Raw genomic sequence first — 22,826 nt, 5'->3', positions numbered from 1 at the left:
CCGGTCGGACGCGTTCAACACCGAAGAGGAGCAGCCAGTATGGCTACCAAGGACGAGGTTCTGGAAGGTCTCGCCGAGATCGTCAACGAGATCGCCGGTATCCCGACCGAGGACGTCGAGCTCGAGAAGTCCTTCACGGACGACCTGGACGTCGACTCGCTGTCCATGGTCGAGGTCGTCGTGGCCGCCGAGGAGCGCTTCGACGTCAAGATCCCGGACGACGAGGTCAAGAACCTGAAGACCGTCGGCGACGCGGTGAACTACATCCTCACCAACGCCGCCGCCTGAGCGATCGACCCGTTCGATCCCTCCAGCACGTCCGGCGTTCTCGACGCCTCGGACGGCTGACTCGTCGGCCCGGCTCCCCCGAGCCTGGCCGACCCGCCGGCCGGGACGCCCCACCGGGCGCCCGGCCGGGCCCTTCCTCGGCTCGCCGCCGACCCCACGATCGTGAGAGAAGAAGAACCAGTGACCGCTGAAAACCGTACCGTGGTCGTCACGGGTATCGGCGCCTTCACGCCGCTGGGCGGCGACGCCGCCACCACCTGGGAGAACCTGGTCGCAGGACGCTCCGGAGTGGCGGCCCTGACCGAGGAGTGGGCCGCCGAGCTGCCCGTCAAGATCGCCGCCCGCACGGCCGTCGAGCCGGGCGAGATCCTCCCCCGGCCGCTGGCCCGCAAGCTGGACCGCTCGGCCCAGTTCGCGCTGATCGCCGCCCGTGAGGCCTGGGCCGACGCCGGCTACGAGACGCCGGCCACCGACGACTCCTCCAAGCTCGCCCCCGAGCGCCTCGGCACCGTCATCGCCTCCGGCATCGGCGGCGTGACCACCCTGCTCGACCAGTACGACGTGCTGAAGGAGAAGGGCGCCCGCAAGGTCTCCCCGCACACCGTCCCGATGCTGATGCCCAACTCCCCGGCGGCCAACGTCGGGCTGGAGGTCGGCGCCCGCGCGGGTGTGCACACCCCCGTCTCCGCCTGCGCCTCCGGCGCCGAGGCGATCGGCTACGCGATCGAGATGATCCGCACCGGCCGCGCCGACGTCGTGGTGGCCGGCGGCACCGAGGCGGCGATCCACCCGCTGCCGATCGCCGCGTTCGCCAACATGATGGCGATGTCCAAGAACAACGACGACCCCGAGGGCGCCTCCCGCCCGTACGACAAGGGCCGGGACGGCTTCGTGCTGGGCGAGGGCGCCGGCGTGGTCGTGCTGGAGTCGGTCGAGCACGCCGAGGCGCGCGGCGCCCGGATCTACTGCGAGGCCGTGGGCCAGGGCCTGTCCTCGGACGCCCACCACATCGCCCAGCCCGAGCCGACCGGCGCCGGCGTGGCCCGCGCGCTGGCCGACCTGTTCGACCGCAACACCCTGGACAAGGCCGAGATCGTGCACGTCAACGCGCACGCCACCTCGACCCCGCAGGGTGACACCGCCGAGCTGAAGGCGCTGCGCAAGGAGCTCGGCGACGACCTCGACCACATCGCCATCTCGGCCACCAAGTCGATGACCGGCCACCTGCTGGGCGGCGCCGGCGGCATCGAGACCGTCGCCACCGTGCTGGCCCTGTACCACCGGATCGCCCCGCCGACCATCAACGTCGACGAGCTGGACGACGACGTGGACGCGGACATCGTGCGCGGCGAGGCCCGCCCGCTGCCCGAGGGCCGGATCGCGGCGCTGAACAACTCGTTCGGCTTCGGCGGCCACAACGTGGTGCTGGCCTTCCGCTCCCGCTAGTCCGCACACCGACCCGGTACGCACCGACTCGGTACGCACCTGGTCCGAACGCACCGAGAGGGGCCGGCGCTCGCCGGCCCCTCTCGTGCGTCGTGCGCCCGCCGGCTCAGACCACCTGGTGCAGCCAGCGCACCGGTGCCCCCTCGCCCGCGTAGCGGAACGGCTCCAGTTCGTCGTCCCAGGGCTTGCCCAGCAGCCGGGAGATCTCGGCCTCCAGGTCGGCCCCCTCGCTGCGGGCCCGCAGCAGGACGGCGCGCAGCCGGTCCTCGGGGATCAGGATGTCGCCGTGGATGCCCGTGACGGCGTGGAAGATGCCGAGCGAGGGCGTGCTGCTGTACCGCTCCCCCTCCGCCGTGGCGCAGGGCTCACTGGTGACCTCGTACCGCATCAGCTGCCAGCCGCGCAGTGCGGAGGCGACCTTCGAGGCCGTACCGGGCTCCCCTTGCCAGGAAAGCTCGGCACGCCAGTGTCCGGGCGAGGCCGGCTGGCGGATCCAGTCCAGGCTCACCCGTACACCCAGCACCCCCGCGACGGCCCACTCGACGTGCGGGCACAGCGCGCGGGGCGCGGAGTGGATGTAGAGAACTCCACGTGTCGTCACCGGGACCTCCAGGCTGTGGACGAGGGTCGCCTTCCCCAGCTGCCTCGTGCCTGCAGTTGATCCACAGTTACCCACGCTAGCCGACATTAAGCTACTAAATTGAGCAAAACGGACAGGCTTTCGCTCAATGCTAGTCGAATCCTCAACGAGGTCTACCCCTCGGCCGGATCTCTCCCCCGAACGGCCCCATCGCCAGGCGGGACCCACCGTACCGCGCCGCCCCGCACCGTGGATGACGCACTTTCGGATCCGGCCGGAATGCGGTAGTGCGACCGATTCCCCTGCGCCCGTACGCAAACCGCCCCGCGCGCCCGGTGGGGGCGGCGGGGCGGTCAGCGAGCTGACTGAGGGTCAGCCGTCCAGGCGGACCACCATCTTGCCGGTGTTGACGCCGCGCAGCAGGTCGAGGAAGGCGTCCGCGGTGCGCTCGAAGCCGTCCACCACGGTCTCCTCGTGGCGCAGTTCGCCGGACGTCAGCCAGCCGGCCACGTCGGCGACGAACTGCGACTGCAGCGCCGCGTGGTCGCTGACCAGCATGCCCTCCAGGCGCAGCCGCTTGCCGATCGCGAGCGCCAGGTTGCGCGGGGCGGCGGGGGCGGTGGTGTCGTTGTACTGGGCGATCGCGCCGCAGAGCACGGCGCGGCCGTGCACGGTGAGCGCGCCGATCGCGGCCTCCAGGTGGTCCCCGCCGACGTTGTCGAAGTAGAGGTCGATGCCGTCGGGGGCGGCCTGCGCCAGCTGCTCGTGGACCGGGGCGTCCTTGTAGTTGAAGGCGGCGTCGTAGCCGTAGACGTCCACCAGCTTGGCGACCTTCTCCGCCGAGCCGGCCGAACCGACCACCAGCGAGGCGCCCTTGAGCTTGGCGATCTGGCCGACCATGCTGCCGACCGCGCCGGCCGCGCCGGAGACGAAGACCTTGTCGCCCTTCTTGAGGCCGCCGACGGCGAGCAGCCCGGCGTAGGCGGTCAGGCCGGGCATGCCGAGCACGCCGAGGTAGGCGGAGAGCGGGGCGGCGGCCGGGTCGACCTTGACTGCGTGGCGGGCGTCCAGGGTGGCGTACTCGCGCCAGCCGAGGCCGTGCAGCACGGCGTCACCCGGGGCGAAGCCCTCGGCCCCGGAGGCGACCACGTAGCCGACCGCGCCGCCCTCCATGGCCTCGCCGAGCCGGAACGGCGGGGCGTAGGACTTCACGTCGTTCATCCGGCCCCGCATGTACGGGTCCACCGAGAGGAAGGCGTTGCGGACCAGGATCTCGCCCAGGCCCGGGGTCCGGACCGGGGCCTCGACCAGGGCGAAGTCGGTCGGCACCGGCCAGCCCTGGGGTCGGGCGGCGAGGTGCCATTCACGGGCGGTCGCGGGTGCGGCCTGCTCTGCCATGGGAGGCGCTCCTTAGGTGGTTCCGATGCATGAAAGGTTGAGCTACTGAAGTAACGATGGGCATGAAAGGTTCATGTTGTCAACTTTTCAGGTAGACTCTCGGACATGGACACCCAGTCGACCCGGGCCGCCACGCCGCAGTCCGACGAGATCACCCGCGAGGTCGTCGATCTGATGGCCAACCTGGTCGCGCTGTTCCATCGCGAGTACGAGGAGGCCGCCGCCGCCCGCTCGCTCACCGGCGCCCAGGCCAAGGTGCTCGCCCTGCTGCGCCGCGGCCCCATGCCGATGCGCCAGATCGCCCAGACGCTCAGCTGCGAGCCGTCCAACATCACCGGCATCGTCGACCGGCTCGAAGCCCGCGGCTTCGTCACCCGGGAGGCCGACCGGCAGGACCGCCGGGTCAAGCTGGTCGCCGCCACCGGCACCGGCGCCACCGCCTCCGAGGAACTGCGCGAATCGCTGAACTTCGCCCGCGAGCCGCTGGCCGCCCTCGGCCACGACGAGCGGGCCGTCCTGCGCGACCTGCTCCGCCGGATGCTCACCGGCGCCGCCGGCCCCGGAGCGTGACCGGCATCCGGGGCGTGATCAGCATCACAGCCCCGGAGCGAAATCCGGGCCGCCGGCAGAGGTAACCGAACAGCCCGTCGAAACGTCTAATGTTCGAACATCGAACACGAGAGACGGAAAGACGGGGGGACACGGAGGATGGGCAGCAGCACGCGCAGGCGCCGCTACCTGCGGACAGCCATCGGCCTGGCCGCCGTCCTGGTGCTGTCCGTCGTGGGCGCCGGGGCCTGGTTCTACCACCGGCTGGACAACAACATCACCACCTTCGACCCGGGCGGCGTCGCCACCGAGCGCCCGCCCGCGCCCGCCCCGGTCACCCCCGGCGCCCAACTGCCGGTGAACATCCTGGTGCTCGGCTCGGACACCCGCGACGACGGCAACAGCGCGATCGGCGGCGGCGACGAGGGCGTCGGCCACTCCGACACCGCGATGCTGGTGCACGTCTACGCCGACCACAAGCACGCCGTCGGCGTCTCCATACCCCGGGACACCCTGGTCACCATCCCGTCCTGCAAGCTGCCGAGCGGCACCTGGACCACGCCCCGGAACAACCAGATGTTCAACTCGGCCTTCACCATCGGCGAGTTCCCCAAGGGCAACCCGGCCTGCACGCAGAACACCGTCGAGACGCTCACCGGCCTGCGGATCGACCACACCATCGTGGTCGACTTCAAGGGCGCCGCCGCGATGGCCGACGCCATCAACGGCGTGGACGTCTGCGTCCCCAACAACGTCGACTCGCACGGCATACACCTCCGCAAGGGCATGCAGAAGCTCTCCGGCCAGCCCGCCGTGGACTACCTGCGGGCCCGCTACGGCTTCGGCGACAACTCCGACATCGGGCGGATGAAGCGCCAGCAGGCCTTCGTCTCCTCGATGATCAAGAAGGTGCAGGGCCAGGGCTTCTCCCTGCCCACGCTGCTCCCGCTCGCCGACGCGGCCACCCGCTCGCTCACCGTGGACGAGGGGCTGGGCACCGCGATGAAGCTGGTGGACTTCGCCCGCTCGCTCCAGGACATCAAGCTGTCCGACATCACCTTCGTGACCGCGCCCTGGCGCTTCGCCGGCGAGCGCGTCCAGCTCGTCCAGCCGGACGCCAACACGCTGTGGCGGCTGCTGCGCGAGGACCGCACCCTGGACGGCCAGAGCACCTCCGGCACCGACACCCCGGCGCCCTCCCCCACCGCCCCCGGCCCCGACGGCGCGACCCCGGGAGCCTCGGCCGGCCCGTCCGCACCGCTCACGCCCGAACAGGCCGCGGCCCCCGTACTCGTGGTCAACGGCGTCGGCACCCCCGGCCTGTCCACCTCCGGCGGGGAGGCGCTGCGGGCCCGGGGCTTCCAGAACGTCACGCTCGGCAAGCCCGCCGGCGGACGGATGCAGACCGAGATCAGCTACGACCCGGCCCTGAAGGCCGCCGCCGACCAGGTGGCCGCGCTCTTCCCGGGGGCGCGCGCGGTCGAGGAGCCGGGCTCCGAGGGCATCACCGTCACCCTGGGCCGCGACTACCGGCCCAGCCCCGCCACCAAGCTGGACGCGGTCGGCAGCGGCCCCGGCGCCAAGTCCTCCGCCCCCGCCACCGCCGACCCGAGCGGCGTGCCCAGCGGGGTGCCCACCGGCATAGCGGAGAACACCCGCGGCGCCGACACCGACCCGTGCGCCGACCTGACCTTCGGATGAGCCGTTCCGGCCCGATCCGGGTCTACTCCGGGTCGGGCAGGCCGGTGACGACGGCGGTGAGCCGGGTGCCGCGGGGGAAGGCTCCGGCGGCGGCCAGGCCGGTCAGCGCGGCCAGCAGCTTGGCCACGTAGCGGCGTTCCAGCGGGATGCCGTGGCGGGCTTCGAACCGCTCGGCGAAGGCGGCCAGTTCGGCCGGGACCTTGCCGTAGCCGCCGCCGTGGTGCGCGTGGTCGATCCGCCAGTTGTCGAACTCCCGGCCGTAGGCGGCCCGGTGGAGCCGGGTGACCTCGCCCTCCAGGTAGCCCTCGCCGCCGCGCAGCACGGCCACGCCAAGCGCCCGCGCGCCCGGCGGCAGGCCGGCCGCGATGCCCGCCAGGGTGCCGCCGGTGCCGACCGGGCAGCAGACCACGTCGTGCCCGCCCAGGTCGGGCAGTTCGGCCGGGATCGCCGCCGCGCCGGTCACGGCCAGCGCGTTGGAGCCGCCCTCCGGGAGCACCAGGCAGGGGCCCCAGCGCCCCTGCGGACCGGCCGTGGTGCCGGCGGCGGCGCGGCCGGTGGCCTCCCGGTACTCGGCGCGGGTCAGGAACTCCAGCCGCATCCCGGCCCGTTCGGCCGCCCGCAGCGACCAGTTGCGCGGCCGGTCGGCCAGTTCCTCGCCGCGGACCAGCCCGACGCTCTCCAGGCCGAGCGCCGCGGCGGCCGCCGCGACCGCCCGCAGGTGGGTGGAGTACGCCCCGCCGAAGGTCAGCAGCCGGGTGTGGCCCTGGGCGACGGCGGCCGCCAGGTTGGGCGCGAGCTTGCGCCACTTGTTGCCCGGGACGCTCGGGTGCAGCAGGTCGTCCCGTTTGAGCCGCAGCTCCACCCCGGCCCGCGCGAACACCTCGTCGGTGCAGTCCACCAGCGGGGTCGGCAGCAGGGCGGGTTCGAGCATCCGGCCAGCTTAGACCGGTCGGTCTTACGGCCGGCCGGTCGGGGTGAGCAGCCCCAGGTTGTAGGCGGCGGCGACGGCGGAGGCGCGGTCCTTGACGTCGAGCTTGGCGTAGACGTGGATCAGATGGGTCTTCACGGTGGCCTCGCTGATGAACAGCCGGGCGGCGGCCTCCCGGTTGGTGGCCCCGGACGCGACCAGTTCCAGCACCTCCAGCTCGCGCGGGCTGAGCGGCTCCCGCACGGGCGCGCGGACCTGGCCGAGCAGCTTGGCGGCGACGGTCGGCGCGATCACCGAGGCGCCGCGGGCGGCCTCCCGGACGGCGTGGAACAGCTCCTCCCGGGCGGCGTCCTTGAGCAGGTAGCCGGTGGCGCCGGCCCGGACGGCGGGCAGCACGTCGGCGTCGGTGTCGTAGGTGGTGAGCACCAGGACCCGCCCGGGCAGGCCTCGTTCGGCCATCTCGCGGATCGCGGTGACGCCGTCCATCCGCGGCATCCGCAGGTCCATCAGCACCACGTCCGGGCGCAGCGCGGCGACCAGGACCAGCGCCTCGGCGCCGTCCCCGGCCTCGCCGACCACCTCGAATCCGGGGGCGGCGGTGAACATCCCGCGCAGCCCGTCCCGCACCACCGGGTGGTCGTCCACCAACAGCAGTCTGATCGTCGTCGCGTCGCTCACGGTGCTACTCCTCCATGCTGATCGCCGGCAGGGTCGCGGACACGGTCGTGCCGGCGCCCGGTGCGGTCTCCAGGTCGAGCCGCCCGGCCAGGCGCTGCACGCGGCGGCGCATCACGTCCAGACCGTAGCCGCCGCCGGCGGCCCGGGAGGCGGGCTCGGCGGCCGGGTCGAAGCCGACGCCGTCGTCCCGGACGTCCAGGGTGACCAGGCCGGGCATGTACGAGAGGGTGACGCCGACCCGGGAGGCCCGCGCGTACTTGGCGGCGTTGGCCAGCGACTCCTGGGCGATCCGCAGCAGGGTCACCTCGACCTCGGGGTGCAGCGGGCGGGCCTCGCCGGTGACGGTCAGCCCGGCGGCCGCGTCGTTGCGCTCCCGCCACTGCTCGACCAGCTCCGCCAGCGCCTCCGGCAGCGCGGCCCGCTCCAGTTCGATCGGGCGCAGCGCGTGGACGGCCCGGCGGGCCTGGGTCAGGCTCTCCCGGGCGAGGGCCGCCGCGTTCGCCTGGTGCCGCTCGGCGGCCGCGGCGTCCTGGGCGCGGGTCTGGTCGGCGGCCTGGAGCTGGGTGACGATCCCGGCCAGGCCCTGGGCGACGGTGTCGTGGATCTCCCGGGCGAGCCGGCGGCGCTCGTCCGCGGCCCCGGCCTCCCGGGCCTGGACGAGGAGTTGGGCGTGCAGTCCGGCGTTCTCGGCGAGCGTCTCGGTGAGCAGCCGGTTGGCCTCGGCGAGTTCGGCGTTGGCGGCCTTGCGGCGGGCGCTCAGCCGGTCGGCCGCCTCGCTGAGCGCGAACATCAGCCCGACCACCATCAGGTTGAAGGCGACGACGGCCAGCAGTCCGCCGACCTTCGCCGGGCTGTCGGGCAGGACTCCGCCGACCTGGGAGAGCGAGGTGGGGACGGTGCCCACGGCCGCACCCGCCATCCGGGCCCGGCCCCGCAGGTACTGGGCGGCGTGCAGGTAGCCGGTGAAGGCGAAGAAGCCGAAGATCGGGTTGTCCAGCACCAGGACGGTGATCAGCGCCAGCAGGACGGCGAAGTGGGCGCCGGCGTACCGGGCGCGGCCGTCCGGGCCCGGCCTGCGGTCGAGCACCGAGCGCAGGACCAGCCACAGGAACGCGGCGGCCGCCGCCGGGAGGACGGCGGCGGCGGGACGCGCGTTCGGGACGGGGATCAGCAGGGCCAGGGCGGTGGCGATCAGCAGGGCGACGTAGCAGAGCGGGCCGATCAGCCGGTCCAGCCGGTCCTGCCAGTCGCCGAGCGCGTTCTCGTCGGCCGACGGCCGCATGATCATTCCCACCGGAACAGCCTGGCAGCCGCGGCCCCCGCGAGCACCGCGTACGCCGCGAGTGTGAGCAGGCCCACGGCGTGCGGGAAGTGCCCGGACCAGGCGTCCTGCAAGGTCTGGACGGCGGCGCCGCTGGGGGTGAAGTCCCCGATCCGGTTGAGCAGGGCCGGCGAGAACTCGCGCGGCAGCCAGATCCCGGAGAAGAACATCATCGGGAAGAAGGCCAGCGCGCCGACCGCGTTGCCGGCCTTGGCGGACGGGACGACCGCGGCGAGCAGCAGGCCGATCGACAGCAGCGCGGCGGCAGCCAGCAGGAAGGCCAGCAGGAACCCCAGCGGCCGGCGCGGCAGCGACACCCCGAGCAGGGGCCCGGCCGCCACCACCAGCAGCACCGAGACGACGGCGACGCCCAGGTACAGCGGCAGCAGCGCGCCGAACAGCAGCGCCGGGCGGACGGGGCTGGCCGACATCCGGCGCAGCACGCCGCGTTCGCGGTAGGCGGCGAGCAGCGAGGGCAGGCCGTTGAGGCCGAGCAGCAGCAGGGTGAAGACGGCCAGGATCGGCGCGTACAGCTGGATGGTGCTCATGCCGTGCATGTCGGGCGAGGTCTTGCGCAGGGCCGGGACGGAGCCGAGGACGAGGAACAGCACGACGGGGAAGGCGAGGCCGAAGAAGGCGGTCAGCGGGTCGCGGAGGAACAGGCGGGCCTCGGCGACGGCCAGGCGGCGGACGGCGTGGGCGGTGTGGTTCACGGTGGTGGTCCCCTCGGGCGTGGTGATGGGCGCGGTGATGGAGGGTCAGGCGTCGTGGCGGGTCAGGGCGAGGTAGGCGTCGTCCAGGCTGTGCTCGCGGATCCGCAGCCCGGTGACGACGATCCCCTCGCGGGCGAGCAGGCCGGTGACCTCGTCGGCGAAGTCCCCGACGCCGGAGACCTCGACCCGGCCGTCCCGCTCCTCGACCCCGGTGACCCCCGGCAGGGCCGCCAGCCGGGCGGTGTCCAGCGGCCCGGTGGGGCGGAAGCCGAGCGTGCCGCCGGTGCCGGAGCGGGCGATCAGCTCCGCGGGGGTGCCGGTGGCGACGATCCGTCCGCCGTCGAGGACGGCGGCCCGGTCGCAGAGCGCCTCGACCTCGTCCATGAAGTGCGAGACCAGGACCACCGTCACGCCCTCGTCGCGGATCCGCCGGATCAGCTCCCAGGTGTCGCGGCGGCCCTGCGGGTCGAGCGCGGTGGTCAGCTCGTCCAGGAAGGCCACCTCGGGGTTGCCGATCAGGGCGAGGGCGATGAACAGCCGCTGGCGCTGGCCGCCGGAGAGCTTGTCGAACGGGGTCCGGCGCTGGTCGGCGAGCCCCCACTCGTCCAGCAGCTCGCGCCAGTCCCGGGGGTTCGGGTAGAGCGCGGCGTACAGTTCCAGCGCCTCGCCGACCCGCAGTGCGCCCTGCAACTGGGCCTGCTGGAGCTGGATGCCGATCCTCGGCCGCAGCCGGTGGGCGTCCTTCACCGGGTCCAGGCCGAGGACGCGGACCGTCCCCGCGTCGGCCCGGCGCAGGCCCTCGCAGCACTCCACGGCGGTCGTCTTGCCCGCGCCGTTCGGCCCCAGCAGGCCGAACACCTCGCCGCGCTCCACGCCGAAGGAGACCTCCTCCAGCACCTGGCGCCGCCCGTAGGCCTTGCGCAGCCCCGCCACCTCGATCACGGCCATCGCGCCGCTCCCTCCCGCTCGTCCCCGCTGGTCCGGCCGGTTCCTCCGGCCTGCAACGAGCTTCCCGCGCGGGGCCCCGGCCGCGGATCGACCGGACGGTCAGAGCTGCGGGCGGGCGCGGTGGACGGCGGATCAACCGATCGGTGGATGGGGCACGGGCGCGGGCCCGGAACGCGGGAAGCCCGGCCGCCGTGTCGGCGACCGGGCCTGTCTTGCGGATCACACCGGGTGGGTCAGACCAACGCGACATCGGAGTTGCGGGTGCTGATGGCCCGGCGCAGGGCGCGCGGGACGGGGCCCGCGGCGGGGGCCAGCTTGTCGATCCGGGTGCGGAACTCGCGGCTCTGGCGCCACGTCAGGACGGCTCCGAGCCGGGCAGCGTCGACCAGCGCGACCAGCGCGGCGTCCGCCGGGTCGACCCGGCTGAGCGGCGCCTTCAGCGCCGAACCCACCGATGCCACGAGCGACTTGCGCAGCCGCTGCTCCGGCAGGACGACCCGGGTGGACGGGAACAGTCCGAGCGTGCGGCGCTGTTCGAGGCGGATCCGCCCGGCCGTCGCCAGCCCGTCCCGGACCACCCGCGCGGCGCGGGCCGCCGGGCCCTGGCGGCGGCCGACCCAGCTCTGCCAGCTGCGCCGCCGGCCCTGCCGGATCTGCTCCAGCATCGCGGCGGAGAGCGGGTCGAGGCCGTCGGCCGACGCGCCGTCGACGGCGGCCGGGTGCCGGCCGTCGTCGCGGATCAGCGCGCGCCGCAGGAGTTCGGCGAGCGCGGCGGCCCGCAGCACCAGGTCGAGCCTGGCGGTGGCGGTGAGCCGCTCGCGCTCGGGGTGGTAGGCGAGCAGGTAGAGCTTCTCCGGCAGGGTGATGGGCAGGTCCACGATGGACTCCAAGCAGATGGACGGTGGATGGGCCCGTTCATCCGGCGTCGGAACCGCCGGTCTGCGGGTTCTCCTTGGGCGGTCGGCCGCGCCGGGGAAGACGGGCCGCGTCGCCGGGCATCCGGCCCGCGTCGCTGAGGGCACGGCGAAGGAGGAACTCGATCTGCGCGTTGGCACTGCGCAGCTCGTCCGCGGCCCACCGGGCCAGTGCGTCGTGGACCGCCGGGTCCAGTCGCAGCAGGATCTTCTTCCGCTCCGTCGCCAACGCCGCGCCTTACTGGTAGAGGGAGCCCGTGTTCACGACGGGCTGGGCGCCCCGGTCGCCGCAGAGCACCACCAGGAGGTTGCTCACCATGGCGGCCTTGCGCTCCTCGTCCAGTTCGACGACGTCACGCTCGGCGAGCCGGTCCAGCGCCTCCTCGACCATACCGACGGCGCCCTCGACGATCAGCCGCCGTGCCGCGACCACGGCCCCGGCCTGCTGACGCTGGAGCATCACCTGGGCAACCTCGGGCGCGTAGGCGAGCCGGGTGATCCGGGACTCGACGACCCGCACCCCGGCCGAGACGACCCGGGCCGCGATCTCGGCGGAGAGCATCCGGCTGATCTCCTCCGCGCCGTCGCGCAGCGACAACTGGCCCTCGCGGTGGGCGTCGTACGGGTAGCTGCTGGCGATGTGCCGGACGGCGGTCTCGGTCTGGATGGCGACGAAGTCGCTGTAGTCGTCCACCTCGAACACGGCCTTGGCGGTGTCCTCGACCTGCCAGACCACCACGGCGGCCATCTCGATCGGGTTGCCGTCCGCGTCGTTGACCTTGTTGGTCTCGGTCTCGTGGTTGCGGATCCGGGTGGATATCCGGCGGCGGCTGGTGAACGGGTTCAGCCAGGTCAGGCCCTCGGCACGGATGGTGCCGCGGTAGCGGCCGAGCAGCTGGACCACCCGCGCCTGGCCGGGCGAGACCACGGTCAGCCCGCACAGCAGCAGCAGTGCGCCCAGGACGGCCAGCGGCCCGGCGGTCAGCAGGGTGATCCCCAACGCCTTGGACCCGCCGGCCAGTTGGATGCCGCCGACGATGGTCGCCCCGATCCCCGCGAGCAGGCCGAGCAGCGTCCCTCCGAGCACCGGCAGCCCCGCGGCACCGGTGATGACCCGCTCGGTGATCTTGGGTGCCGGAAGGTCGAGGACGGGGCCGTCTTCGACGTCGACGGCAGAACGCGGTGTGGCCATGAGACCAGCTCCTCCAGCGAGTTTTTCCGATCCAGCTGTCAAAGTGATATCACTTTTTGCGCCGACGGCGCCAGGGACCGGACCGCATTCGTCTGGGGGTGGGGCAAACCGGCCCACCCCGGCCATGTCCACTGGTGGGTGAATCTCAGCGCGCCGAGCCCTGAGCGGCTGGCCGATGCTCTACAGTTCCGACCGGAACTGGAGCCGTTCTGCCAGATCAAGCCACTGTTTTGTCTGATGATCGATCCAACGATCGATCAGTGGCTGAGGTGGGGCGGGTGGGACTCGAACCCACGACCAAGGGATTATGAGACCCATCAGCAGTTCGATCGGCCTTCTTCGCCCTTCACTGCCCTTACCTGTTTTTCCAGGTCAGAGGCCCTTTGGCCTCTTGGGCGGCCTTCGGTCTTCACCGGCTTTCACCGGCCTTCACCACCGCCCATTCCCCACAGGTTCCTCAAAGTCCCCGGACTGAGTGAGCAGACGCCAGCGGCCGGGCGGCTGACCTGCGCCGACTCCCTTGGCGAGAACCAGCCCCCAAGGGACTGCCTTACCGCACCAGCACCCTCCTGCGCCTCCTATCCGACGGTATGAGGGACCCCGCCAGATATTTGGTACAGCGAGATTATCGCAACGGCTACGCACTCGGAATGCTTCGCGTTCGACAGGCCAGCCGTCACAGGGGGTTACCGGCCAGCAGGCTCCGTCGGGACCAAGGATGCCGGGGCAGAAGTTGCCGATCTTGGTGTAGTCGTCTCATCGGTCGAGCCGGGTGCTGCCGAGCGAGCGGAGGTGGCCAGCGAGCGCCTGTTGACGGGTCAGAGGATGGTCTACTGCTGGCAAGCTTGGTTGACGCCGGTACGGGCCCTGGTCTGGGCGAGTTCTTGGTGGTCGACTGGGGCGCTGATGCCCATGGCGGCGTGGATCTGTTCGTAGAGGCCGTTCTCCACGGCGGTCATGGGCACCTGCTTCCAGTTGGCCGGGCCGATGAGCAAGGTGATCTTGGTGATTCGTGTCGCGAGCGCGTCGCATTCCATTGACCACGTGCCGTCGAGGGCTCGGTCGGTGGCGTTCAGGAGGTCTCCCCACAGCAGCTCTAGTTCCTCGCGGAGTGCTGCACGGAGGGTTTCGAGTTCAGGGGTGTCGGTCATGTCGGCTGCTTTCGCGTTCGGGTTCAGAGCAGACTGAGCTGCTGTGGCGTGTCTTCGGGGCGTCTGGGCTGGTGGACCTTGACAAGGTAGCCGCCGCCGGGGGCTTTACCGGCTTCGTGCCGGTCGTTGGCTGTGGTGGTGAGGACCTTGCTGGGGCCGCCGTTGTCGAACCAGCCGGACGGGTAGGTGGCGTCGCGGTGGGCTCGGAGTTGGGCGCCGCTCTTTCTGGTGGCGGTCTGGGGTAGTACGGGGAGATCTCGCCAGCCGGGGTGGGTGTGGTCGAGTGCGTCTTCGATCGCGTGGTTGTGGCGGCGGCGGATAGGCCCCTCCCAGGGGCAGGCGAGGCAGGCGCCGCGGCGTTCGCCTCTGTCGTCGGGCCAGCGGTCGAGGCGGGTGGCGGTGTGTCGGCCGGTGGGGGTGGCGGGTCGGATGCCGTTATAGCCGGGGTGTCCGTAGCTGAGTTGCCATGTGGCTCGGCGTGCGTTTCGTGGGGTGGTCCTTGGTAGGGCCAGGTGGGCGTTGTGCCGGGCGACGGCGCCGGTCGCGGTGTGTGCGGCGGTCCAGGCGGTGATCGCTTTGACGCAGGCGGCCGTGTCGGCTGTGAGACCGCGGCGGTCGGCGCCTTCGTAGATCAGGTGGTAGGCGCCGGGTTCGTTGGGGTCGTAGAGGTGGATGGCGGTCCAGGATTCGTGGTCGTCGGGCGGGTGGGTGATGTCGGCCTGCTCGGTGATCCAGATGCCGGTGTTGTCGGGTAGGTCGAGGGTGATCGCGCGTCCGGCACTTCGGTCGTGGACGGCGGGGGTGTGGCCGGCGGCGACCATGGCGTGCCACAGGACTTGCCCGGCGGTGGCTGGCGGCCCGGGTTGGGTGTCGAGTGGGGTCGCGAGGCGTCGGCGGAGGTCGTCAAGGTTGAGCACGGTGGCGGTTCACCTTTGCCGGTGGTCTGCGGGTTGGGCGGGTTCACGAGGTATGGCGTCGGTGGGGCTGGTGGGGAGTATCTGGGCGCCCAGGATGAGGCAGAGGTGCCGGACGCGGGTAGGTGCGTCGTCGGGCCGGGTGTTGGGCCACGGCTTGGCGGTCGGCTTCGCGGTGGGATGGTGGTAGATCGCCCAGTTGAGGGTGTCGGTCATGACGACGGCGAGCTGCTGGTAGCGGTGCCGGCCTCGGCGGAGGTGGAGCAGGGCGCAGGGGGTGCCGTCGGGGAGGTGGTGGAGGTGGGCGGGCAGTGCGGCGGCGGTGAGCGCGGTGACGATCGCTTCGGCGAGTTGTTGGCGGTGGTCGGGGTGTACGTGCCAGTCGGTGGTGGTGCCCCATTCGGCGGTGGTGAGTTGGCGGGGGCCGTGGGTGTGGGGGTTGGCGAGGAGGAGTCGGACGGCGGGGCGGGTGGGTGTCTCGAAGTGGATGGGGGTGACGGCGAGGATCGGGGCGTTGGTGACGTGGGGGCCGGGGAACCAGTCGTCGTTGGTGCGGTAGTCGGTGGGGCCGGTGTAGGTGTGGCGGGTTGGTGGGGTGGTCATGGCTGCTCCGGGGTGGTGGGCGGGGTGAAGAGGCGGTGTTCGTCGGTGATGGGGGTGCAGTCGGCTGGGCAGTGGGTGTACTTCCAGGGCCGTCCGTCGGGGTAGCGGTGCTGTTCGTGGTGGCGGTCGGGGTCGTCGCGGGTGCAGCGGACGGGGGTTCGGCCGCGTGAGCCGCAGTGGGGGCAGAGGTTGAGGGGGTCGGTGTTGTCGGGGGTGACGGGGTGTGGGTATGGGCGGGCGGAGTGGTGTACGGGGCGGCCGGTGTCGGGGTTGAACTGGTAGTACGACGATCGGGAGTGGATGGGGATGGACCACCAGCGGTGGGTGGGGTCGTTGGTGAGGATGTGGCGGCTGTTGTGAATGGTGCGGCCGTTGTGGTTGATGTGGGTCCAGCGGACGTAGGCCCAGCCGTTGCCGTGGTGGCGGTGGTGGATGCGGGTGGCGTCGCGGGCGTGCGCTTCGGGGATGGCGGGGGCTGCTTGTTCGAGCTCGCGGCGGGTGCTGGCGATGATGACGGGGACGAGGTCGAGGGGCAGGTTGGTGAGGTCGATCTCCACGGTGGTGGTTTCCTCCGGGCGGCCGGGGCCGGGCAGGTGGCGTGCCTGCCCGGCCGGGGTGGTCAGGTGCTGGGCTTGCCGGAATCCGGTGGGAGGCGGCGGAGGAGGATGCCTTGGCTGTCGCCGATCAGGGCGGCGAGGTGGGCTCCGTCGGGGTGTCCGGTCCAGGTGACGGTCCGGCCCTTCTCCGGGGTGGTGATGGTGAACTCGGTGTCGGGGAACAGGTCGGCGAGCCGCTGGGCGAGGTCGGTGTCTGCGAGTCGGGCGCTGTAGGTGCCGGGGGTTCCGGTACAGCCGACGTGCCGGCGGTTGTGTCCTCGGCTGGCGCGCAGGTGGCTGTAGAAGAGGTAGCCGGTCCAGTCGCAGCCGGTTCGGCCGCACCGCAGGTGCCAGTGGACGTCGCTGCCGGGGTAGGGGCCGAGGGGGGTGAGTTCGAGTTCTTCGACGCGTGCGAGTGCCCTGCGGGCGGAGGCGGCGTTGCGGGGAGTGGCGAGGTCGAGCATCAGCGGTTCCCTGGGGGTCAGTTTGCGGCGGGCTGGTGGGCGGGTATGCCGCTGCGCAGGAAGGAGTCTTCGGTGAACAGGCGCAGGATCGTTTCGTCGCTGGCCGGTTGGGTGTGGGGGCTGCGGATGTGGTTGAACCAGCCGCCGTCGATGCGCTCCCAGATCACGTCGCCGTGAACGACGTGATCACCGTCGGCGAAGCTGGCGGGCACGGGCGGGTAAGGGATCCTGGGGAGCGTGTCGGGGTCGACGTGGCGGTGCGCGGCGACGGGCACGAGGGTGCTTCCGCTGTGGCGCAGGGTGGTGGGGAACTGCCACCAGGTGGTGGGCAGGCTGGTCATGGGGCCGCGTGTGGCCGGGGTGATGGTGCGGGCGGTGCGTTTGTACTCGCCTCGGCCGAGGTGTCGGGCGGTGGTGACGACGGATTCGTGGCCGGTGGCGGTGTGGACGATGACGTCGCCGCGGCGTAGAAGCCTGGTCGGGAGGTTCATGATGCCGTTGGTGACGCGGCGCTCCGGGTGGCGGGCTGCCGGGCTGTTCGGCCAGTTGGTGACGTAGGTGGCGATGGTGTCGACCATGTCGGCGAGGGCCTTGGCCCTGTTGCTTCTGCGGTCGAGCTTGTGGTCGAAGAGGGTGATCTCTTCGCTGGGCTGGGCGTCGTACGGGTCGCCGAGGTGGTGGATCGCTGAGAGTCCGTGGGCTTCGGCGAGGCTGGTGTCGACGCTGCCGTCGTGGTCGGACGTCCAGATGGCGGTGCCGTCGGGCAGGTTGATGGTGAGCCAGCTGCGCTTGCCGCCGAGGTCGTCTCCGTCCTGGGTTGCGGTGACAGCGCGCCGGTGGAGACCGGTGGTGATCAGTTCGTGCAGGGTGGTGGAGTTCATCGCGGTTCCTTGGCTGGCCCGGGGGAGTTTTCGGCCCTTTCCCGGGGCTGGTTGCTGGTTAGGCGGTGGTCTTGGTGCTGCGCCGGGTGCGCGTTGTGGTCTTGGCCGGGGTGTCCGCTGTGGCGGTGGTGGTCTTGGCCGTCGCTTTGCGGGTGCGGGTGGTCTTGGTGGCGGTGGTCTTGGTGGCGGTGGTCTTGGTGGCGGTCTTGGGGGTGCGGGGGGTCTTGTCGGCCGGGGTCTGCCGGGCTCGGGGGGTGCTGGCGGTGCGCTTGCGAGTCGCTTTGGCTTTCGGCGTGGGGGTGTTGGCGGGGGTGGCCGGTTGCGCGGGCTCGTCGGCGGCCGGGGCGGCCTCGTCGGCCGGGGGCGTGTCGGGGTCGGAGGTGTCTGCCGTGGTGTCGGTCTGCTCAGTGGCGGTGTCGGCTTCGACCAGTGGGGCGGTCACGTGCGGGCCGGGGTTGGCGTCCGGGGTGGGCGGGGTGGTGTCCGCCGGCTGGTCGTCGGCGCCGCTGGTGGCGGCCTCCCAGGGGCGGTGACCGATGCACAACGGCTTGGTGTCGAAGGCGGGCAGGAGGTCTCGGGTGAGGGCGCTGTGGATCAGCTGGGCTGGGTCGCCGTCGAGGCCGTGGAGGTGCATGACGGTGTGGTAGCTGCGGCCGGGCTGGAGGGGGCCGGATCGGATGGGGCGCGGCTCGCCCGGGCGGATGCCGGGGGCGGTGATCCACAGTTGGAGGGTCATGCTCTCGATGCGGGTGCGGGCGCCGATGGTGCGGCCGTCGGTGTTGGTGAGGCGCTGGACGTTGGGGTCGTCGTCGGGCCGGGGGGTGGGGGTGTAGCCGTCGAGGTGGGTGGCGAGGTGTTCGAAGGCGGTGGCGAGGGTGGATGCGGTGAGGATCATGGTGGGTTCCTTGGTGGGCGGGTCGGGGTTTCCCAACCCACCCAATCATTAGATTTAATACTCACTTTTGGCATGGAGGGCCACTTGGGGCGACAGGCCGGGTCGACAGCCTCGACAGTCGAGGGCCACTCTCGCGCCCGAAGGGGCGGAAGCAGGCGACCGCGAACCGGAGTTCAGTGAAGACCTGTCCAAAGAGGCGATGCCGGAGGGCGTGGCGGCTGCCACGGGAGGCTCCCCCCGCTGGGCCCAATCACCCGGACCCCTCTTCCTTGTAATTAGATTCTATACTCATAAAGGTTGGGTGTCTACTCGATTTCCCCCGGATCAGGCCGCCTGGTCCGCCACCGCTCCGGCCATCATCGCCTCGGCCCTGCCGATGGCGGCGATCATCGTCACGCCGCCCAGCAGGCTGTCGCGGTGCTTGAAGATCGCGGCCTTCTCCTCCAGGGCGCGGCGCTCGGTGTCGCCCTGGGCGAGAACGTCCCCGCGCCAGACCGTGGTGTTCGGCCCGAGGCCCCACAGGATCATGTTGACGGCAGCTCCCGCCGCGGCGATCGGGTCGATGTCGTTCAGGTGCCAGCGCATCGCCGCCGGGTCGATCTGGTGCTCGCGCAGGATCTGGGCGGCGGCGCGAGTCATCCCGCCGGTGCCGCCGGCGGGGTCGCAGAAGGCGTAGCCGGGCTTGACGTCGGAGCAGTCGCCGAGTTGCATGCGGGCCATGAGGTCGCAGACGACCGTTATCTAGGGTAGTCAAGTTTTGGTGCAGCTGAGCGGCCTGACGATGCTTAAGGGACGTGAGGGACGGGCGGGCTGAATTGCGCGTCGCGTGCGGCTGGACAGACGTGTGAAGGAGCCGTCGCCGAATCGGCGACGGCTCCTTCAGGGTGAATTCTGCGGACGGTTTGGTCAGGCGCGACCGAGGCTTCGGGTGATCCAGCCGGATTCGCGCCACTGGTCGGTGTTGAGGGTCCCGCGGGCGTCGATGACCTTGGGGGTGGTGGTGCGGGTGGCGAGCCGCTTGGGGTCGATGGTGGTGAAGTGGTGCCACTCGGTGAGGTGGAGGAGGAGGTCCGCGTTATCGACGGCGGCCATGGGGTCTTCGACGTAGTCGAGTTCGGGGTGGAGCTTGCGGGCGTTGTCGAGGGCCTTGGGGTCGGTGACGGTCACGGCGGCGCCGAGGTCGTGGAGGGCCTGAGCGACGGCGAGGGCGGGCGAGTCGCGGATGTCGTCGGTCTCGGGCTTGAAGGCGGCGCCCCAGACCGTGACCCGCTTGCCCCGGAGGTCGCCTCCGAGTTCTTCGCGGGCGAGGTCGATGACGCGCTGGCGGCGGCGGGCGTTGACGGCGGCGGCTTCGCGGAGGATGCCAACGGCCGGGCCGGCGTCGAGGTCGTCGGCGCGGTTGATGAATCCGGCGAGGTCCTTGGGCAGGCATCCGCCGCCGAAGCCGAGGCCGGGCCGCATGCCGTGGCGGCCGATGCGGTGGTCGTGGCCGAGGATGTCGGCGAGCTCGGCGACGTTGGCGCCGGAGGCTTCGCAGACCTCGGCCATCGCGTTGATGAAGGAGATCTTGGTGCCGAGGAAGGAGTTCGCGGCGCCCTTGGCGAGCTCGGCGGTGGCCCAGTCCGTGACGATGGTGGGCGTCCCCGACTCGATGATCTTCTCGAACGCCTGCCGCAGCAGGGCCTCGGCCCAGGAGTGGGTGGTGTTGAAGCCGAGGACGAGCCGGTCGGGGCGGAGGGTGTCGTCGACCGCGAAGGACTCGCGGAGGAACTCGGGGTTCCAGGCGACCTCGACGAGGTCCTTGGCGGGGGCGTACTCACGCAGGATCTCGGCGACGCGGGGTGCGGTGCCGACCGGAACGGTGGACTTCACCGCGACGACGGCCGGGGTCGTCAGGCCGGCGGCCAGGCGGCGGACGGCGTCGAACAGGTGGGTGAGGTCGTAGGCGTCACTGCCGGCCTGCGGCGGGGTGCCCACCCCGATGAAGTGCAGGTCGGCGAAGTCGGCGGCCTCGCCGTAGGAGGCGGTGAACTTCAGTCGGCCGGAGGCGGTGTGCTTGGCGAGGAGGCCGTCGAGGTCGCGTTCGAAGAACGGGGCCCGGCCGGAGTTGAGGGTGTGGACCTTGTCGATGTCGGAGTCCATGCCCAGGACCTCGTGGCCGAGTTCGGCCATGCAGGCGGCGTGGGTGGCGCCGAGGTAGCCGCATCCGATGACGGTCATCTTCATGCTCGGGGTCGTCCCTTCGGGTGGGGCCGCCGCTGGCGGCCCCACCGTTGCCCCGCCCGGAAGGGCGGGGTGGTCAGGAGGGCCCGGCGGCCAGATAGCGGTGGATCCCGTCCCGGATGAACGGCGGGATCGTGAGGATGTCGAGGTGCTCGGGGGCGAAGAACTGGAGCTTGACGCCCTCGGAGAGCGGGAGGCGGGTCTCGTCGCCGTCCCAGGTGGCGGCGAAGAAGGTGATGATCTGACCGGAGCCGCGGTGGTCGGTGATCTCGAACAGCTCGGTCAGCGAGTCGGCGGCCAGGCCGGCTTCTTCGTCGAGTTCGCGGACGATCGCGGTGGCCGGGGCCTCGCCGGGGTCGCAGCCGCCTCCCAGCAGGCTCCAGTGGGCGGGCCAGGCGATGTGGGGGAGGTCGTCGCGGAGGTGGAGGAGGAGTTCGCCGCGGCGGTTGGTGATGATCGCGACGGCTCCGCGGGCGGCGGCCGGCTCCTCGATGGCGGTGTTCTCGGAGTGCATCCCCTCACCGTAGTAACGGCGTTGGGGATCATGCGGCAGCCCTCACCGTCTGGTCCGAAAACCAGGCGGCTGCCATGAGGGCCTGCATGCGGGTGCGGTCGAAGCGGTCGCCGGGCTTCAAACCCCCCTCGAGGAGGGGGCGGAATCCCGGCGGGGCGTCCGTGAGGGCCATGCGGATCTGGGAGTCGGCCCAGGCCGCGAGGTTGTCGTTGAGCCAGGACGGGACCGGGGAGGCGAAGCCGAGCTTGTCCCGGCTGGCCCAGACCTCGCGGGGCAGTCCCAGTGCCTTGGCCGCGTCCCGCAGGATCCGCTTGCCCTGGGCCGGGTCGGTGATCTTGTGCTCGACCGGCAGGCGGTAGGACAGCTCGACCAGGTCGCGGGCCAGGTAGGGGGACCGGCGTTCGAGCGCGTAGGCGGAGGCGAGCTTGTCGCTGGTCATCACCAGCGGCCTCCAGGCCGTCGCCAGGTCCGCCAGGGTCAGGCCGCGGGCCAGGTCCCCGCCCGCGCGGGCCATCGCGTCGGCCACCATGTCCCGGAGGCGGCCGTCGGGGTCCGGGCCGCGAAGGATGAGCCGGGTGACGGCCTCCGCCGGGTCGAGGGGTTCGCCAGCGGTGTGCATGAGCTTGGCGGCCAGCGGCCGGTAGGCGTCGAGCCCGGCGTTCAGGACGGCGTCGGGGCCGAAGAGGACCAGGGCCTGGCGGACGTAGCCCATCAGGAACTCGTCCGGCCCCAGCCCGCCGATCACGACCCGCAGGCCCAGGTCGGCGATCTTCCGGTAGGCCATGTGCTCGGAGAACGTGGACGCGTTCCCCATCGGGTAGTCCAGGGCTCGCATCATGTGCGGCAGTGCCTGCGTGAAGTCGTGGTGGTCGGGCTCGACCACCACCAGCTCGGCCCCGATGTCCCGGGCGATCACGGCGGCCGTGGAGGACTCGTCCAGGCGGTCCTGGCCCGGGTAGCGGACCGTGACGCAGACCGGGGGCCGCATCAGGTAGGCCAGCACCGCCGAGTCCAGCCCGCCGGAGAGGAGGAGGGCGAAGTCGCAGGCCGGAGACCTGAGCGGGATCTGCTCGGCCAGGATCGTGGAGAACCTGGCCAGGGCCTCGTCGTAGGTGCCGGTGAACGGGGCCCGGTCCTCCAGGTGCCACCAGGTCATCTGGTCGATCGACCCGGTGGTGACGTCGAACGTCAGCAGCGTGGCCGGGGCCAGCAGCTGGATGCCCTGGAACGGGGTGTCCACTCCGACGGGGGTCTCGATCGCGGTGACCTCGGGCCGTAAGACCAGCGGGGCCGGCCCGTAGCCGGTCAGTGTGGTGACCTCGGAGGCGAACGCGAGCCGGCCGCCGTCCAGGCGCCAGTAGAGCGGCTTCTCCCCGAGCCGGTCGCGGGCCAGGAACAGCTTCGCGGTCCGCGGGTCATAGACGGAGATGGCGAACATGCCGTCCAGTCCGTCCAGGCAGGACGGGCCGATCTTGGCCCAGGCCCGCAGCAGGAAGTGGGCGTCCGACTCCCGCTCGCTGATCTCGATGCCCCAGGCGGCGGCCTGGCTCCGCCAGTTGTAGATCTCCCCGTTGAAGGCCAGCAGGATCCCGGTGTCCCGGTCCAGGTAGGGGCCGGGCATGGCCTGTGGGTCGACGATCAGGAGGGTGTTCATGGCCAGCACCGCCCGCCCGTCCCGGGCTGCGGCGTGCATGGTGCCGTCCGGGCCGCGGTAGTGCTGCGAGTCGCCCATCGCGGCGACGGTCTTCTCGTGCCGGAGAGCGTCGCCTCCGGCCAGTCCTGCGATTCCGCACATCTGGTTCACCCCCGAGCGTGAAGTCGTGGTGCCTGACGGCGGTCGCCGCCGGGAGCCCCTTCCTGGCGTCCCGGCGGCGGCCTGTGCCCTCATCACACCCGCCGGGCCCTCATGCCTGGCAGGGCTCGCAGGGG

General features: G+C 71.9%; 25 protein-coding genes. 4 read left to right on the top strand and 21 right to left on the bottom strand.

Features of this window, described 5'->3' with window-relative positions:
- The first annotated feature begins 39 nt into the window (after positions 1-39).
- Both ACFWPT_RS06750 and fabF read left to right on the top strand, forming a co-directional pair.
- Positions 40-288, top strand: coding sequence for an acyl carrier protein (locus ACFWPT_RS06750; protein WP_063347460.1), 249 nt, complete (start codon positions 40-42; stop codon positions 286-288).
- Between the two features lie 180 nt (positions 289-468).
- Complete coding sequence (gene fabF / locus ACFWPT_RS06745) at positions 469-1,734, top strand: beta-ketoacyl-ACP synthase II (protein ID WP_063347461.1); 1,266 nt, start codon at positions 469-471, stop codon at positions 1,732-1,734.
- Between the two features lie 106 nt (positions 1,735-1,840).
- Here fabF and ACFWPT_RS06740 read toward each other — a convergent pair whose 3' ends face one another.
- Positions 1,841-2,335, bottom strand: coding sequence for a DUF3145 domain-containing protein (locus ACFWPT_RS06740; protein ID WP_063347462.1), 495 nt, complete (start codon positions 2,333-2,335; stop codon positions 1,841-1,843).
- A 351-nt stretch (positions 2,336-2,686) separates the two neighbouring features.
- Positions 2,687-3,712, bottom strand: a complete 1,026-nt coding sequence (locus ACFWPT_RS06735) for an NADP-dependent oxidoreductase (RefSeq protein WP_380374965.1) — start codon at positions 3,710-3,712, stop codon at positions 2,687-2,689.
- A gap of 105 nt (positions 3,713-3,817) precedes the next feature.
- On the opposite strand from ACFWPT_RS06735, the gene ACFWPT_RS06730 reads away from it, so the two are divergent.
- Both ACFWPT_RS06730 and ACFWPT_RS06725 read left to right on the top strand, forming a co-directional pair.
- A complete protein-coding gene (locus ACFWPT_RS06730; protein ID WP_380374967.1) occupies positions 3,818-4,282 on the top strand; it encodes a MarR family winged helix-turn-helix transcriptional regulator in 465 nt (154 codons plus the stop codon).
- A 138-nt stretch (positions 4,283-4,420) separates the two neighbouring features.
- Positions 4,421-5,962: an LCP family protein gene (locus tag ACFWPT_RS06725; RefSeq protein WP_363370020.1), complete on the top strand. Its 1,542-nt coding sequence runs from the start codon at positions 4,421-4,423 to the stop codon at positions 5,960-5,962.
- A gap of 22 nt (positions 5,963-5,984) precedes the next feature.
- Here the strand turns inward: ACFWPT_RS06725 and ACFWPT_RS06720 are convergent, their stop codons facing one another.
- The 19 genes from ACFWPT_RS06720 to ACFWPT_RS06630 form a co-directional block, all read right to left on the bottom strand.
- On the bottom strand, positions 5,985-6,893 hold the full coding sequence (locus ACFWPT_RS06720) for a 1-aminocyclopropane-1-carboxylate deaminase/D-cysteine desulfhydrase (protein ID WP_380374969.1): 909 nt from the start codon (positions 6,891-6,893) through the stop codon (positions 5,985-5,987).
- A gap of 24 nt (positions 6,894-6,917) precedes the next feature.
- On the bottom strand, positions 6,918-7,568 hold the full coding sequence (locus ACFWPT_RS06715) for a response regulator transcription factor (RefSeq protein WP_208869068.1): 651 nt from the start codon (positions 7,566-7,568) through the stop codon (positions 6,918-6,920).
- A 4-nt stretch (positions 7,569-7,572) separates the two neighbouring features.
- Positions 7,573-8,856, bottom strand: a complete 1,284-nt coding sequence (locus tag ACFWPT_RS06710; RefSeq protein WP_380374982.1) for a sensor histidine kinase — start codon at positions 8,854-8,856, stop codon at positions 7,573-7,575.
- The gene (locus ACFWPT_RS06705) at positions 8,853-9,602 is read right to left on the bottom strand and encodes an ABC transporter permease (RefSeq protein WP_063347468.1); all 750 of its coding nucleotides are present in this window, start codon (positions 9,600-9,602) and stop codon (positions 8,853-8,855) included. The genes ACFWPT_RS06710 and ACFWPT_RS06705 overlap by 4 nt, the downstream gene beginning before the upstream one ends.
- 45 nt (positions 9,603-9,647) lie before the next feature.
- Positions 9,648-10,550, bottom strand: a complete 903-nt coding sequence (locus tag ACFWPT_RS06700) for an ABC transporter ATP-binding protein (RefSeq protein ID WP_063347469.1) — start codon at positions 10,548-10,550, stop codon at positions 9,648-9,650.
- A 233-nt stretch (positions 10,551-10,783) separates the two neighbouring features.
- Complete coding sequence (locus ACFWPT_RS06695) at positions 10,784-11,428, bottom strand: GPP34 family phosphoprotein (protein ID WP_380374973.1); 645 nt, start codon at positions 11,426-11,428, stop codon at positions 10,784-10,786.
- A 37-nt stretch (positions 11,429-11,465) separates the two neighbouring features.
- A complete protein-coding gene (locus ACFWPT_RS06690) occupies positions 11,466-11,693 on the bottom strand; it encodes a hypothetical protein (protein ID WP_380340998.1) in 228 nt (75 codons plus the stop codon).
- 9 nt (positions 11,694-11,702) lie between these two features.
- Positions 11,703-12,656, bottom strand: a complete 954-nt coding sequence (locus ACFWPT_RS06685; RefSeq protein ID WP_063347471.1) for an SPFH domain-containing protein — start codon at positions 12,654-12,656, stop codon at positions 11,703-11,705.
- A gap of 830 nt (positions 12,657-13,486) precedes the next feature.
- Positions 13,487-13,807, bottom strand: coding sequence for a hypothetical protein (locus tag ACFWPT_RS06680; protein ID WP_380480079.1), 321 nt, complete (start codon positions 13,805-13,807; stop codon positions 13,487-13,489).
- Positions 13,808-13,830: 23 nt separating this feature from the next.
- On the bottom strand, positions 13,831-14,724 hold the full coding sequence (locus ACFWPT_RS06675; protein WP_380480077.1) for a DUF6349 family protein: 894 nt from the start codon (positions 14,722-14,724) through the stop codon (positions 13,831-13,833).
- Positions 14,725-14,733: 9 nt separating this feature from the next.
- Positions 14,734-15,324 carry a hypothetical protein gene (locus ACFWPT_RS06670; protein ID WP_380480075.1) on the bottom strand — a complete coding sequence of 197 codons (591 nt, stop codon included), beginning with the start codon at positions 15,322-15,324 and terminating at the stop codon, positions 14,734-14,736.
- Positions 15,321-15,881 carry a hypothetical protein gene (locus ACFWPT_RS06665; RefSeq protein ID WP_380480073.1) on the bottom strand — a complete coding sequence of 187 codons (561 nt, stop codon included), beginning with the start codon at positions 15,879-15,881 and terminating at the stop codon, positions 15,321-15,323. The genes ACFWPT_RS06670 and ACFWPT_RS06665 overlap by 4 nt, the downstream gene beginning before the upstream one ends.
- Positions 15,882-15,943: 62 nt before the next feature.
- A complete protein-coding gene (locus ACFWPT_RS06660) occupies positions 15,944-16,384 on the bottom strand; it encodes a hypothetical protein (protein ID WP_380480071.1) in 441 nt (146 codons plus the stop codon).
- A gap of 17 nt (positions 16,385-16,401) precedes the next feature.
- Positions 16,402-17,265, bottom strand: coding sequence for a hypothetical protein (locus ACFWPT_RS06655; protein ID WP_380480069.1), 864 nt, complete (start codon positions 17,263-17,265; stop codon positions 16,402-16,404).
- 58 nt (positions 17,266-17,323) lie between these two features.
- Positions 17,324-18,160 carry a hypothetical protein gene (locus ACFWPT_RS06650; RefSeq protein ID WP_380480067.1) on the bottom strand — a complete coding sequence of 279 codons (837 nt, stop codon included), beginning with the start codon at positions 18,158-18,160 and terminating at the stop codon, positions 17,324-17,326.
- A gap of 324 nt (positions 18,161-18,484) precedes the next feature.
- Positions 18,485-18,880, bottom strand: a complete 396-nt coding sequence (locus ACFWPT_RS06645) for a hypothetical protein (protein ID WP_380480065.1) — start codon at positions 18,878-18,880, stop codon at positions 18,485-18,487.
- Between the two features lie 186 nt (positions 18,881-19,066).
- A complete protein-coding gene (locus tag ACFWPT_RS06640) occupies positions 19,067-20,386 on the bottom strand; it encodes a UDP-glucose dehydrogenase family protein (RefSeq protein WP_380480063.1) in 1,320 nt (439 codons plus the stop codon).
- Positions 20,387-20,459: 73 nt separating this feature from the next.
- Positions 20,460-20,897: an NUDIX domain-containing protein gene (locus ACFWPT_RS06635; RefSeq protein ID WP_380480061.1), complete on the bottom strand. Its 438-nt coding sequence runs from the start codon at positions 20,895-20,897 to the stop codon at positions 20,460-20,462.
- A gap of 28 nt (positions 20,898-20,925) precedes the next feature.
- Positions 20,926-22,692 (bottom strand): asparagine synthetase B family protein, encoded by a 1,767-nt coding sequence (locus ACFWPT_RS06630; RefSeq protein WP_380480059.1) that lies wholly within the window; start codon positions 22,690-22,692, stop codon positions 20,926-20,928.
- Between the last annotated feature and the right edge of the window lie 134 nt (positions 22,693-22,826).

The sequence above is a fragment of the Kitasatospora sp. NPDC058478 genome, from assembly GCF_042720345.1.
GTDB lineage: Bacteria > Actinomycetota > Actinomycetes > Streptomycetales > Streptomycetaceae > Kitasatospora.
Note: the sequence above shows the minus strand (reverse complement) of the source record. Positions and strands in the feature narration are given on the sequence as shown.